This window comes from Shewanella sp. MTB7 (assembly GCF_027571385.1).
In the GTDB taxonomy this organism is placed as follows: domain Bacteria; phylum Pseudomonadota; class Gammaproteobacteria; order Enterobacterales; family Shewanellaceae; genus Shewanella.
In genome coordinates this window covers 6,329,195-6,342,162 of the sequence record NZ_CP085636.1, presented here as the reverse complement: position 1 = coordinate 6,342,162, position 12,968 = coordinate 6,329,195, and the positions used below count along the sequence as shown (strand labels likewise).

14 protein-coding genes are annotated in these 12,968 nt (G+C 42.8%); all 14 read left to right on the top strand.

The window, feature by feature from the left end:
- Positions 1–418: 418 nt before the first annotated feature.
- The 14 genes from mnmG (at position 419) to HWQ47_RS27745 (ending at position 12,895) form a co-directional block, all read left to right on the top strand.
- Entirely contained in the window at positions 419–2,311 is a 1,893-nt protein-coding gene (gene mnmG / locus HWQ47_RS27810; RefSeq protein ID WP_269969158.1) for a tRNA uridine-5-carboxymethylaminomethyl(34) synthesis enzyme MnmG, read from the top strand.
- 102 nt (positions 2,312–2,413) lie between these two features.
- Positions 2,414–3,040: a 16S rRNA (guanine(527)-N(7))-methyltransferase RsmG gene (gene rsmG / locus HWQ47_RS27805; protein WP_269969157.1), complete on the top strand. Its 627-nt coding sequence runs from the start codon at positions 2,414–2,416 to the stop codon at positions 3,038–3,040.
- 85 nt (positions 3,041–3,125) lie between these two features.
- Entirely contained in the window at positions 3,126–3,917 is a 792-nt protein-coding gene (locus tag HWQ47_RS27800) for a ParA family protein (protein WP_269969156.1), read from the top strand.
- A gap of 15 nt (positions 3,918–3,932) precedes the next feature.
- Positions 3,933–4,823, top strand: coding sequence for a ParB/RepB/Spo0J family partition protein (locus HWQ47_RS27795; RefSeq protein WP_269969155.1), 891 nt, complete (start codon positions 3,933–3,935; stop codon positions 4,821–4,823).
- 225 nt (positions 4,824–5,048) lie between these two features.
- A complete protein-coding gene (locus HWQ47_RS27790) occupies positions 5,049–5,432 on the top strand; it encodes an ATP synthase subunit I (protein WP_269969154.1) in 384 nt (127 codons plus the stop codon).
- Positions 5,433–5,444: 12 nt separating this feature from the next.
- The gene (gene atpB, locus HWQ47_RS27785; RefSeq protein ID WP_269969153.1) at positions 5,445–6,239 is read left to right on the top strand and encodes a F0F1 ATP synthase subunit A; all 795 of its coding nucleotides are present in this window, start codon (positions 5,445–5,447) and stop codon (positions 6,237–6,239) included.
- A 65-nt stretch (positions 6,240–6,304) separates the two neighbouring features.
- A complete protein-coding gene (gene atpE / locus HWQ47_RS27780) occupies positions 6,305–6,556 on the top strand; it encodes a F0F1 ATP synthase subunit C (RefSeq protein ID WP_011639455.1) in 252 nt (83 codons plus the stop codon).
- 37 nt (positions 6,557–6,593) lie between these two features.
- Entirely contained in the window at positions 6,594–7,064 is a 471-nt protein-coding gene (atpF, locus tag HWQ47_RS27775; RefSeq protein WP_269969152.1) for a F0F1 ATP synthase subunit B, read from the top strand.
- A 16-nt stretch (positions 7,065–7,080) separates the two neighbouring features.
- Complete coding sequence (gene atpH, locus HWQ47_RS27770; protein WP_269969151.1) at positions 7,081–7,614, top strand: F0F1 ATP synthase subunit delta; 534 nt, start codon at positions 7,081–7,083, stop codon at positions 7,612–7,614.
- A 14-nt stretch (positions 7,615–7,628) separates the two neighbouring features.
- Positions 7,629–9,170, top strand: coding sequence for a F0F1 ATP synthase subunit alpha (atpA, locus tag HWQ47_RS27765; protein WP_269969150.1), 1,542 nt, complete (start codon positions 7,629–7,631; stop codon positions 9,168–9,170).
- A 48-nt stretch (positions 9,171–9,218) separates the two neighbouring features.
- Positions 9,219–10,079, top strand: coding sequence for a F0F1 ATP synthase subunit gamma (gene atpG, locus HWQ47_RS27760; RefSeq protein ID WP_269969149.1), 861 nt, complete (start codon positions 9,219–9,221; stop codon positions 10,077–10,079).
- A gap of 35 nt (positions 10,080–10,114) precedes the next feature.
- Positions 10,115–11,491, top strand: a complete 1,377-nt coding sequence (gene atpD, locus HWQ47_RS27755; protein WP_269969148.1) for a F0F1 ATP synthase subunit beta — start codon at positions 10,115–10,117, stop codon at positions 11,489–11,491.
- A gap of 72 nt (positions 11,492–11,563) precedes the next feature.
- On the top strand, positions 11,564–11,992 hold the full coding sequence (locus tag HWQ47_RS27750) for a F0F1 ATP synthase subunit epsilon (protein WP_269969147.1): 429 nt from the start codon (positions 11,564–11,566) through the stop codon (positions 11,990–11,992).
- Between the two features lie 546 nt (positions 11,993–12,538).
- Positions 12,539–12,895, top strand: a complete 357-nt coding sequence (locus HWQ47_RS27745) for a DsrE/DsrF/TusD sulfur relay family protein (RefSeq protein WP_269969146.1) — start codon at positions 12,539–12,541, stop codon at positions 12,893–12,895.
- Positions 12,896–12,968 lie beyond the last annotated feature (73 nt).

Genomic DNA, 12,968 nt, shown 5'->3' with positions numbered 1-12,968 from the left:
AGATCTACTTTATCCACATATTACGATCTAAAATGATAAATATGTGGATAACCTATTATTTAGCTCTGATCAAACTCTGTATTGATCCACATGCGATCCGGTCAATGATCCGCCTTGTGGATAAGTAGCCGATCTATCCCCAAGCTTAAGTCAGTTAGATCTAAAATAGATCACAGGTTTTGATCGCTTTTAACTATTGATTCTATTTAAAAAAATAGATTATCCACAGAAAAGTGCTCCCTTAATAATAAACATAACAAAGGATCTATATAAAGATCCTAAGATCTATTAAGCAGATCTTCATCGGATCTGAACAGTAAAATTGATCTTTCACCTAGGTCAGATCAAATGCTAAAATGCTCAGCTCAAATTCACTGTTTGCTCGTTATCGACTAAAGTTTAAATTTAAGGTTTACTCATGCATTTTCATGAACGGTTCGATGTAATTGTTATCGGTGGTGGCCATGCTGGTACCGAAGCCGCGTTAGCTGCAGCAAGAATGGGATCAAAAACCCTCTTGCTGACTCACAACATCGATACCTTAGGACAGATGTCTTGCAATCCAGCTATTGGCGGGATTGGCAAAGGACACTTGGTAAAAGAAATTGATGCTTTAGGCGGTGCAATGGCGATTGCAACTGACTTTGCTGGTATTCAATTCAGAACTCTTAACTCAAGCAAGGGCCCAGCAGTTCGAGCCACTCGTGCTCAAGCAGACAGGGCTTTGTACCGAGCTAAGATCCAACAGATTTTGCAAAACCAACCTAACCTTAGACTTTTCCAACAAGCAGTTGATGATCTTATTGTTGAAAATGGTCGAGTCACAGGCGTTGTCACTCAGATGGGATTAGCATTTGAAGCCCCTACGGTAATCTTAACTGCAGGCACTTTCCTTAGTGGTAAAATTCACATAGGTATGCAAAATTACAGTGGTGGACGAGCAGGAGATCCACCATCGATCGCACTAGCTGATCGTCTACGTGAACTGCCGATCCGGATTGGCCGCTTAAAAACAGGGACTCCACCTCGAATTGATGTAAATACCATAGATTTCGATCTGATGGCTGAACAGAAAGGTGATACCCCTTTGCCTGTGATGTCATTTATCGGTGATGTAAAAGATCATCCTCGTCAGGTTTCTTGCTATGTCACTCATACCAATGAGCGCACACACGATATTATTCGTGGTGGATTAGACCGTAGTCCTATGTATTCAGGTGTTATCGAAGGTATTGGTCCACGTTACTGCCCTTCAATTGAAGATAAGATCCATCGCTTTGCAGATAAATCTTCCCATCAAATCTTTATTGAACCTGAAGGGCTAAACACCAATGAGATCTACCCTAACGGTATCTCAACCAGTTTGCCTTTCGATGTGCAGCTTAATTTGGTTAGATCGATTAAGGGAATGGAAAATGCTGAAATTATCCGTCCTGGTTATGCAATTGAATATGATTATTTTGATCCAAGAGATTTAAAAAACTCCCTTGAAACTAAAACCATTGCCGGTCTTTTCTTTGCTGGACAGATCAATGGCACCACAGGTTATGAAGAAGCCGCTGCTCAAGGTTTATTAGCAGGCATGAATGCGTCTTTGCAAGTTCAAGGTAAAGAAGCTTGGGCGCCACGTCGTGATCAAGCTTACTTAGGTGTGTTAGTGGATGATCTTTCTACATTAGGCACTAAAGAACCTTATCGCATGTTTACCAGTCGCGCTGAATATCGTTTGCTACTTCGTGAAGACAACGCCGATCTACGTTTAACCGAAAAAGGACGTGAATTTGGATTAGTTTGTGATAACCGTTGGGAACAATTCAATGAGAAACGTGAGGCTATTGAACTTGAACTGCAACGTTTGCGTAGCCAGTGGGTTCACCCCCATTCACCTTTGATCGATGTCTTGAATCCTGAGTTAAATACACCCATCTCACGTGAAGCCTCTTTTGAAGATTTATTGCGTCGTCCAGAAATGGATTACCCTAAACTAATGTCCTTAGAAGGATTTGGTCCGGGACTTGAAGATCCACGTGCTGCTGAGCAAGTTCAGATCCAAGTTAAATACTCGGGTTATATTCAACGTCAGCAAGATGAAATTGATAAAGCGGTTCGTCATGAAACTACTGGATTACCGTTAGATCTTGATTATCAGGAGGTGCCGGGATTATCAAACGAAGTAATCGCTAAGCTCAATGATCATAAACCTGAAACGATAGGTCAGGCTTCGAGAATTTCAGGAATGACGCCAGCCGCTATCTCTATTTTATTGGTGCATCTGAAGCGACGTGGCTTGTTACGTAAAAAAGCTTCGTAAAAATATCAAGTAGTGGGAAGCCAATAGCGCTTCCCTTACTGTTTTGACAGCTTCATAATAGCTTGTTCATGCCTATTTAAGTTTGTAATTAAGGATCTACCTGTGTTATCTGCCCTATTAGATAAGTATTTGTCTGAAATGAATCTGTCTGCGACCGCTGAGCAAAAAAAGCAGCTTATTGGTTTTGTTGAGATGCTCAATAAGTGGAATAAGGCTTTTAACCTGACGTCGATCCGAGACCCACAACAGATGTTGATCCGTCACATTATGGACAGTTTAGCGGTATCTGAACATCTCATTGGTGAGCGTTTTATTGATGTGGGCACCGGCCCTGGTTTACCAGGCATCCCATTAGCGATAATGAATCCAGATAAATCTTTTGTATTATTAGATAGTTTAGGCAAGCGGATCCGTTTTCAAAAGCAGGTCCAACATGAATTAGGTATTAAAAATATCAGCTCTGTTGAAAGTCGTGTTGAAGCTTATCAACCAGACATTAAATTTGATGGTGTGTTAAGTCGTGCATTTGCGTCAATCGAAGATATGTTGCATTGGTGTCACCATCTTCCGACTGATAACGGTTGTTATTATGCATTAAAGGGTCAGTTGGCCGAAGATGAGATGGCGAATATTCCAGAAGGGTTTGAAGTAACCGATGTTTTCGAGTTAACCGTTCCTTGTCTTGATGAGCAAAGACACTTATTAAGAGTCATTAAAAAAGTGCAATAAAGTTGCATTTTTTAAGTGGTTCAAGCAACTTGGTAATTGTTATAACTTAGATTGAATATAAGAAAGTGACTGACAGGATGATATTGTGGGTAAAGTGATTGCCGTGGCCAACCAAAAAGGTGGCGTGGGAAAAACAACAACTTGCGTGAATTTAGCCGCATCTTTAGCTGCTACAAAGCGTAAAGTGTTGCTTATTGATCTCGATCCTCAGGGTAATGCGACCATGGGTAGTGGGATTGATAAATACAGCGTTGAAAATACAGCATATGAATTGTTGGTTGAAGAGAAACCTTTTGATGAGGTTGTCTATAGAGAGACGAGTGGCAAGTATGATCTGATCGCGGGTAATGGTGACGTTACTGCTGTTGAGATCAAATTGATGGAATTTTTTGCTCGTGAAATCCGTCTACGTAATGCTTTAGCTCCGATCAAAGATGATTACGATTATATTTTTATCGACTGTCCACCCTCTTTAAATATGTTAACCGTAAATGCGATGTCGGCTGCGGATTCGGTGTTAGTGCCGATGCAGTGTGAGTATTATGCGCTAGAAGGATTAACTGCGCTAATGGACACTATCAGTAAGATAGGTGCCATGGTTAACCCTGGTCTGCATATCGAAGGTATTTTACGTACCATGTATGATCCCCGTAATCGTTTGGCGAATGATGTGTCCGATCAGCTTAAACAACATTTTGGTGAGAAAGTGTATCGCACTGTTATTCCTCGAAACGTGCGATTGGCTGAAGCGCCAAGTTTTGGTGCCCCAGCTATGTATTATGATAAAACCAGTGCGGGTGCAAAAGCCTATCTGTCACTAGCTGGTGAAATCATTCGGCGTGCCGAACAGCATAAACTTCAGGGCGAACAAGCTTAAATTAGGGTTATGGAAATGACAGTCAAAAAGCGTGGTTTGGGTAAAGGCCTGGACGCATTACTCAGTACCAGCAATGCAGCAAGTGCGAAGTTAAATCAAACAAATAGCGATTCAGCGGATCAAGATATTAAAAACGATTCTCTCATCATGTTAGATGTCGATATGATGCAATCAGGAAAATATCAGCCTCGTAAGGATATGTCTCCTGAAGCCCTCGATGAGTTATCGGTGTCGATAAAAGCACAAGGTATTATTCAGCCTATTTTAGTGCGTAAAATATCGCCTACCATGTATGAAATTATTGCCGGTGAACGTCGCTGGCGTGCTGCTCAACTCGCTAAACTTGAGCAAGTTCCTTGTATTGTTAAACAAGTGCCCGATGAATCTGCCGTTGTTATCGCCTTGATTGAGAATATTCAGCGTGAAGATCTTAATGCGATGGAAGAAGCGATAGCACTTCATCGATTAATGAAAGAGTTTAATCTGACCCATCAACAGATTGCTGACGCTGTTGGGAAGTCTCGAACTACCGTCTCTAACTTGCTACGACTTAATGGTCTTAACGAACCTGTTAAGCGTATGTTGGAGTATGGTGACATAGATATGGGCCATGCTAGAGCTTTGTTATCTATCGATGGTGATGAACAGACAATTATCGCCAGAATGGTGGCTGCAAAAGAACTAACTGTGCGTGAAACTGAACGCTTAGTTAATAAAACCTTAAATCCTCCTGAAATTGCAGACAAACCTGCAAAAGATCATGACGTAGCCCGTCTTGAAAGCCAATTAATCGAAAGATTAGGTGCGAAAGTATCGATTACGCATAATAAAAAAGGTAAGGGTAAATTGGTAATAAACTATCAAGATCTCGCTGAATTAGACGGCATTATCAGCAAAATCCGTTAAAAAAATCATGTTACGGCTATATTATGTAATTTTGCGACATCCGTTAGTTTTATACTTTTGCATCTTTGGTAGTAGATCACATTAAAAGTGTCGATTTTCCTTAGCTTAAACTTGCTTTGAATGCTTGAAAAGGTATACTTTCGCAAGCTTTTTTGTAGTTCGGTATTGTTTGGGTATAGTTATCCGGTCATCGAGCCATTAAAGCACTAAAGCGGAGAGGGTAAATTGAGTAAAGTTTTAGCACGTCGTGGCCGATGGTCAGCCTATAAATTGGTGATGATGCAGGCGGCGATGGCTGGGGTTATTTCTATTTTCTTTTTCGCCACGTGGGGAGCTCAGTATGGCTTATCTGCACTAGCAGGTGGTGCTATTGCTGTACTTCCTAATTTTGTATTCGCAACCCTAGCTTTTTCCCATTCGGGAGCAAGTTCAGCTGGAAAGGTCATTAAGACTTTTTACTGGGGGGAAGCGGTAAAGTTGCTGCTTACTATCGCAATGTTTTCACTAGTGTTTATCAATTGGAAAGTGGGATTTATGCCTCTTTTTGTTTGTTATACCTTAGTGTTAATCGTGCATTGGACAGCTCCTTTATATTTCAAGCAAAGTTAAGTGGGATGAATCATGGCTGCAACTGGTGAAGCGTTAACACCGCAGGGCTATATCCAGCACCACCTTACCAACTTAAGTGTTGGTGAAGGCTTCTGGACATGGCATCTTGATTCGTTGTTCTTTTCGGTTGGGCTTGGTGTTCTATTCTTATGGCTATTTCGTAGCGTTGGAAAGAAGGCAACGACAGGTGTTCCTGGCAAACTTCAGTGTTTTGTCGAGATGATTGTTGAATTTGTCGACTCTAGCGTGAAAGAAACCTTTCATGGCCGCAACCCTGTTATTGCTCCGTTAGCATTAACTATTTTTGTTTGGGTATTCATGATGAATTTCATGGATATGATTCCAGTTGACTGGATTCCATCACTAGCACTTGCTGCTGGCATCCCTTACATGAAAGTTGTTGCAACGACTGATGTAAACATTACCTTTAGCTTAGCTATCGGTGTGTTTGTGCTGATTATTTATTACAGCATTAAAGTCAAAGGCATTTCAGGTTTTGTTAAAGAATTGACCATGCAGCCTTTTAACCATTGGGCAATGATACCTGTCAACCTCTTGTTAGAAACCGTAACGTTAATCGCTAAGCCTATTTCATTGGCATTGCGTTTGTTCGGTAACTTATATGCAGGTGAGTTGATATTCATCCTTATTGCGTTGATGTATGGTGCTAACTGGGCATTATCTACTCTAGGTGTAACTTTACAGCTAGGTTGGTTAATTTTCCATATTTTGGTTATTACTCTACAGGCGTTTATCTTCATGATGTTGACCATTGTTTATCTAAGCATGGCCCATGAAGATCATTAAGGATTGCTGAAAGATATTTTTAGCTAAAAAATAAACTAACTAGATTTAGATATTTGGAGATAGAGATGGAAACTGTATTAGGCATGACAGCTATTGCTGTTGCTCTACTAATTGGTATGGGTGCACTCGGTACCGCTATCGGTTTTGGCCTATTGGGTGGCAAGTTCTTGGAAGGCGCTGCGCGTCAACCAGAAATGGCTCCAATGCTACAAGTTAAAATGTTCATCGTCGCCGGTCTTCTTGATGCGGTAACTATGATCGGTGTTGGTATTGCATTATTCATGCTTTTCACCAATCCATTAGGTGCAATGCTGTAATAAACGCTTCTGTCTTTAAACTCAATAGGAGGCTGTTGTGAATTTCAACGCTACCTTACTCGGACAGTCGGTCGCCTTTTTACTCTTCGTGTGGTTCTGCATGAAGTATGTTTGGCCACCTTTGATGAATGCCATCGAAGAGCGTCAAAAAAGGATTGCTGACGGTTTAGCTCATGCTGACCGTGCCGTAAAAGACCTTGAGTTGGCACAAGCGAAAGCGACTGACCAACTAAAAGACGCCAAAGCTACTGCGAACGAAATTATTGAGCAAGCGAACAAACGTAAAGCTCAAATAGTTGACGAAGCAAAAGCCGAAGCTGATGCTGAGCGTAATAAAATTATTGCTCAGGGTTATGCAGAAATTGAAGCTGAACGTAATCGCGTTAAAGAAGACTTGCGTAAGCAAGTTGCTACTCTAGCCATTATTGGTGCAGAGAAGATTCTTGAGCGTTCTATCGATAAAGCCGCCCACAGTGACATAGTTGATAAACTTGTTGCTGAACTTTAAATAAGGAGTTTGAGTTATGGCTGAAATAACCACCATCGCTCGTCCTTACGCAAAGGCAGCGTTTGATTTTGCTATTGAAAAAAATGCAGTTGATAGTTGGGCAGAAATGCTGAACTTCGCGGCCATGGTAAGTGAAAACGAAACCATTAAGCCACTGCTATCTGGCGCATTAGCCAGTAATAAGCTTGCCGAACTTTTTATTAATGTTTGTGGTGAGCAAGTCAATGAGCAAGGTCAAAATCTGTTAAAGGTAATGGCTGAAAACGGTCGTTTAGAAGCACTACCTGCAGTGTCTCAACTTTTTGTTGAGATGAAGCATGAATGGGCAAAAGAGATTGAAGCGTTTGTCGTTTCAGCTACAGAGCTTACTTCAGAGCAACAACAGGATATTAGTGTTTCTTTAGAGAAACGTCTCACACGCAAAATAAAGCTGAATTGCAGCACAGATGCCAGCCTAATAGCTGGTTTTATTATCACGGCAGGTGACCTCGTCATAGATGGCTCGGTCCGCGGAAAAATTTCGCGTCTGTCTGATACGCTGCAATCGTAATTGGGAGTTTGAGCATGCAACTGAATTCCACTGAAATCAGCGATCTGATTAAACAGCGGATCGAGCAGTTCGAAGTCGTTAGTGAAGCTCGCAACGAAGGTACTATCGTTGCAGTAAGTGACGGCATCATCCGCATCCACGGCCTAGCCGATGTGATGCAAGGTGAGATGATCGAACTGCCTGGTAACCGTTTCGCAATCGCGTTGAACTTAGAACGTGATTCTGTCGGTGCCGTAGTGATGGGTCCTTATGCCTCTTTGGCAGAAGGCGATAAAGTTAAAACAACTGGTCGTATTTTGGAAGTCCCAGTTGGCCGTGGTCTATTAGGCCGCGTAGTCAACACATTGGGTGAACCAATCGACGGAAAAGGACCACTCGATCACGATGGTTTCTCTCCTGTTGAAGTAATCGCACCAGGTGTTATTGAACGTCAGTCAGTAGATCAACCAGTGCAAACTGGTTACAAAGCCGTTGACTCTATGATCCCTATTGGTCGTGGACAACGTGAATTGATTATTGGTGACCGTCAGATCGGTAAAACCGCTCTTGCGATCGATTCAATTATCAATCAAAAAAATACTGGCATTAAGTGTGTATACGTAGCGGTAGGCCAAAAGGCTTCTACCATTGCTAACGTGGTACGCAAGCTAGAAGAACATGGCGCTTTGGCGAACACCATTGTTGTTGTTGCTACAGCTTCTGAAGCTGCTGCACTGCAATATTTGGCTCCATACTCTGGTTGTTCAATGGGTGAGTATTTCCGCGATCGCGGTGAAGATGCACTGATTGTCTATGATGATCTTTCTAAGCAAGCAGTTGCTTATCGTCAGATTTCATTGCTACTTAAGCGTCCTCCAGGACGTGAAGCATACCCAGGTGATGTATTCTATCTTCACTCTCGTCTGTTAGAACGTGCTTCACGTGTTAACGCTGAGTATGTTGAGAAGTTCACTAAAGGTGAAGTGAAAGGCCAAACTGGTTCTTTGACAGCTCTGCCGATTATTGAAACTCAAGCGGGTGACGTATCTGCATTCGTACCGACTAACGTAATTTCGATTACTGATGGTCAGATCTTCCTTGAAACTGACCTGTTTAACTCTGGACTACGTCCTGCTGTTAACCCTGGTATTTCGGTTTCTCGTGTTGGTGGTGCGGCGCAGACGAAGATCATCAAGAAACTGTCAGGCGGTATTCGTAGCGCACTTGCACAGTATCGAGAGCTTGCAGCGTTCTCACAGTTTGCATCTGACTTAGATGATGCAACACGTGCTCAGCTTGAGCATGGTGAGCGTGTTACCGAACTTATGAAGCAAAAGCAATACGCCCCTATGAGCGTAGCTAATCAGGCTGTGTCTATTTTCTCAGCTGAAAAAGGTTACCTAAAGAGCGTTGAGCTTAATAAAATTGGTGATTTCGAAGCATCTTTGCTCTCTTTCATGAACAGCGAGCATGCTGAGCTTATGAAGACCATCAACGAGACTGGCAACTATAATGCCGACATCGAAGGTGAGTTGAAGGCCGGCCTCGATAAGTTCGTCGAAACCCAAACCTGGTAATCGAACGAGGTGCCTTTGGCACCTCAGGTCCAGAATTGGAGAGTTAAGATGGCCAACGCTAAAGAGATTAAAACCAAGATCGCGAGTGTTCAAAATACTCAGAAGATCACATCCGCTATGGAAATGGTTGCTGCCAGCAAAATGCGCAGAGCGCAGGAACGCATGGCAGCAAGTCGTCCATATGCAGAAAATATGCGTAAGGTGATCGGTCACGTAGCGCAAGGTTCTCTCGAGTATAAGCACCCCTATTTAGAGGTGAGAGAGGCTAAGCGTGTTGGTTACATTGTAGTGTCAACCGACCGTGGTCTTTGTGGTGGTCTGAACGTTAACCTTTTCAAAAAGGTTATCGCAGACGTGAAGCAGCAACGTGCAGCTGGTGTAGAAGTTGAATTCTGCCCAATCGGCGCACGAAGTGTACAGTTCTTCACTAATTTTGGCGGAATAGTACCTGCTCAAGCATCTGGTTTAGGCGACGCTCCAAAGCTCGCTGACCTGATCGGAACAGTACGTGTGATGCTAGAAGGATACAACGAAGGCAAACTGGATCGTTTGTACGTGGTATTTAACAAGTTCGTTAATACTATGTCTCAAATGCCAGTGATCGAACAGCTGCTACCTTTGCCAAAGTCAAAAGAGGATGAGATTTCTCATCATTGGGACTACATATACGAGCCGGATCCAAAAGAACTTTTGGATACCTTGTTGGTACGTTATGTGGAGTCACAGGTTTACCAAGGTGTTGTTGAAAATATTGCATCCGAACAAGCAGCCCGTATGGTTGCTATGAAGTCTGCAACCGACAATGCTGGTGATCTTATTAAAGACTTGCAGTTAGTTTATAACAAGGCTCGTCAGGCTGCGATTACGCAGGAACTGTCGGAAATTGTTGCTGGCGCTGCAGCCGTTTAGGCTAGGTAACGAATACAAGTTTTAGAGGATTTATCATGAGCACAGGTACTGTTGTCCAAGTCATTGGCGCGGTTGTGGACGTTGAGTTTCCACAAGATTCCGTACCTCAGATATATGACGCTCTAAAGATCGAAAGTGAAGATTTGGTGCTGGAAGTTCAGCAACAACTAGGTGGTGGTGTAGTTCGTACCATCGCTATGGGTACTTCAGATGGTCTGCGTCGTGGTCTTGAGGTTGTAAACTCTGGTTCACCTATTTCTGTTCCGGTAGGGGAAAAAACCCTTGGCCGTATCATGAACGTATTAGGTCAACCTATTGATGAATGTGGCGAAATCGGTGAACAAGAACGTTATGTTATTCACCGTGAAGCTCCTTCATATGAAGATCAATCAAGCTCTACTGAACTTTTAGAGACGGGTATCAAGGTTATTGACCTTATTTGTCCTTTCGCTAAAGGTGGTAAAGTAGGTCTGTTTGGTGGTGCTGGTGTTGGTAAGACCGTCAACATGATGGAACTTATTAACAACATTGCTAAAGCACACTCAGGTTTATCTGTATTTGCTGGTGTAGGTGAGCGTACTCGTGAGGGTAACGACTTCTACTACGAGATGAAAGATTCTGGTGTTCTCGACAAAGTGGCCATGGTTTATGGTCAGATGAACGAGCCTCCAGGAAACCGTCTACGTGTGGCACTTACTGGTCTAACCATGGCTGAGAAGTTCCGTGACGAAGGAAAAGATGTTCTTTTCTTCGTTGATAACATCTATCGTTACACCTTAGCAGGTACTGAAGTATCTGCACTGCTAGGCCGTATGCCATCAGCAGTAGGTTACCAGCCAACATTGGCTGAAGAGATGGGTGTACTTCAGGAGCGTATTACATCGACTAAAACAGGGTCTATTACCTCTGTTCAAGCCGTATACGTACCTGCAGATGACTTGACGGATCCATCACCAGCAACAACCTTCGCTCACTTAGATGCGACTGTTGTATTGTCACGTAACATCGCTTCTATGGGTATTTACCCAGCGGTTGACCCATTGGATTCGACTTCGCGTCAATTAGATCCTTTGGTTGTTGGTCAAGAGCATTATGATGTTGCTAACGGTGTGCAAACTGTACTTCAGCGTTATAAAGAGCTGAAAGATATTATTGCGATTCTTGGTATGGATGAATTATCTGATGAAGATAAGACGACCGTAGCACGTGCTCGTAAGATTGAAAAATATCTTTCTCAGCCATTCTTCGTAGCTGAAGTATTCACCGGTTCTCCAGGTAAGTACGTTTCTCTTAAAGACACCATTCGTGGCTTTAAGGGCATTCTAGAGGGTGAGTTTGATCATCTTCCAGAGCAAGCGTTCTACATGGTTGGTTCAATCGACGAAGCCGTTGAGAAAGCCAACAAGAAGTAACGAAGTGTTCTGCGCTCGTTCAGAACTTTTAGTTCAAGAATAAGTGCAGAGTATTAGTTTTAAGGAGAACGGATGGCAGCCATGACAGTACAACTTGATATTGTAAGTGCAGAAAACAACATCTTTACTGGCCTTGTAGCACATCTACAAGTGACTGGTTCAGAAGGTGAGCTAGGTATTATGCCTGGACACGCGCCACTGCTGACATATATCAAACCTGGCATGGCACGCATCGTCAAGCAAGATGGGAAAGAAGAGGTGTTTTATCTTTCAGGTGGTATTCTGGAAGTTCAACCTTTTTCTGTTTCAGTATTGGCTGACGTAGTATTGCGTGCTGATGAGATTGACGAAAAGGCCGCTGGGGAAGCTAAGCGTCGTGCAGAATCTGCTATGGCAGATGCTGGCGCTGACTTCAACTATGCTGCCGCTGCGATTGAACTAGCTCAGGCTGTTGCTCAATTGCGCGTTGTTGAAACCATCAAGAAGAACATTTCCCGATAAGGGTTATTTGTTTAAAAAAAGGCGACCTTCTTAACGGATGGTCGCCTTTTTTGTACATGGCCGTAAGTGATCCATACACTTATCGCCATTTCCTCCATCCTTGGAGGTCAGAGTACTTATCCCCGAACGCAGGGATAGCGTTAGAGGGGATTTGTGTCTAATAGAAGGTTAAAGATAAGAAAGGTTCTAGGAAAGGCAGAAGCAGGAACGAACGCTTTGCTCACGGATAACAGAACGTTCGCAAGCTCACTTACGAAAGAGACGAAATAATTTGATTTTTGTAGGTCGGGTTTTAACCCGTCAATTAAAGGGGAGCTAAAATTTGTTGGAAAAGCAGGAAAGCCAAAATAGAAAGTTAGCGTTGTCGGTATCGCTCTTATAGGATCTAGCAGGAGCGTAGCGACGCTCTAGCCGTGACAGCGTCACGTCCTAGTACCTTTTAGTAGAATCTAATGGCTTGAATTGATTATCGTGATCCGTGCAAATCTCTAAACCTGATTTGAGTGATATTCTCTCTAAATAACTTAATATCTGAGAATTTTACTCATGCAACATGTACTTATCATCGTTAATGATGCTCCTTATGGATCAGAAAAGCTGTTTAATGCTTTGCGGCTTGTGATACAACTCAATGAACATGAAAGCCCACCAGCTAAGGTCAGTCTGTTTTTACTCTCAGATGCGATTACTGCTGTTTTGCCTAAACAGCAACCTGGTGAGGGTTACAATATTGGGCAGATGTTGGAGATTGTGCTGGCTCAACATTGTGAGGTGAAGTTTTGTCGCTCCTGTGTTCACGCTAGAGGTTTACAAGATCTTAGCGTCATCGAAGGTTGTGAAGAGGCGACGATGGATGACTTGGCTCAGTGGGTGCTGGTTGCTGATAAAGTTATTACCTTCTAATGCTGGTTCAATTACAGGTCGAGTCGCTTTTAATTGTTCAATGGCTTAAAATCAGTCTCATAAAAATATGACC

Excerpts from the sequence above, each read along its gene's own strand:
- mnmG (WP_269969158.1), top strand. The coding sequence starts at position 419 with ATGCATTTTCATGAACGGTTCGATGTAATTGTTATCGGTGGTGGCCAT.
- HWQ47_RS27795 (WP_269969155.1), top strand. The coding sequence starts at position 3,933 with ATGACAGTCAAAAAGCGTGGTTTGGGTAAAGGCCTGGACGCATTACTC.
- atpB (WP_269969153.1), top strand. The coding sequence starts at position 5,445 with ATGGCTGCAACTGGTGAAGCGTTAACACCGCAGGGCTATATCCAGCAC.
- atpE (WP_011639455.1), top strand. The coding sequence starts at position 6,305 with ATGGAAACTGTATTAGGCATGACAGCTATTGCTGTTGCTCTACTAATT.
- atpH (WP_269969151.1), top strand. The coding sequence starts at position 7,081 with ATGGCTGAAATAACCACCATCGCTCGTCCTTACGCAAAGGCAGCGTTT.
- atpA (WP_269969150.1), top strand. The coding sequence starts at position 7,629 with ATGCAACTGAATTCCACTGAAATCAGCGATCTGATTAAACAGCGGATC.
- atpG (WP_269969149.1), top strand. The coding sequence starts at position 9,219 with ATGGCCAACGCTAAAGAGATTAAAACCAAGATCGCGAGTGTTCAAAAT.
- atpD (WP_269969148.1), top strand. The coding sequence starts at position 10,115 with ATGAGCACAGGTACTGTTGTCCAAGTCATTGGCGCGGTTGTGGACGTT.
- HWQ47_RS27750 (WP_269969147.1), top strand. The coding sequence starts at position 11,564 with ATGGCAGCCATGACAGTACAACTTGATATTGTAAGTGCAGAAAACAAC.
- HWQ47_RS27745 (WP_269969146.1), top strand. The coding sequence starts at position 12,539 with ATGCAACATGTACTTATCATCGTTAATGATGCTCCTTATGGATCAGAA.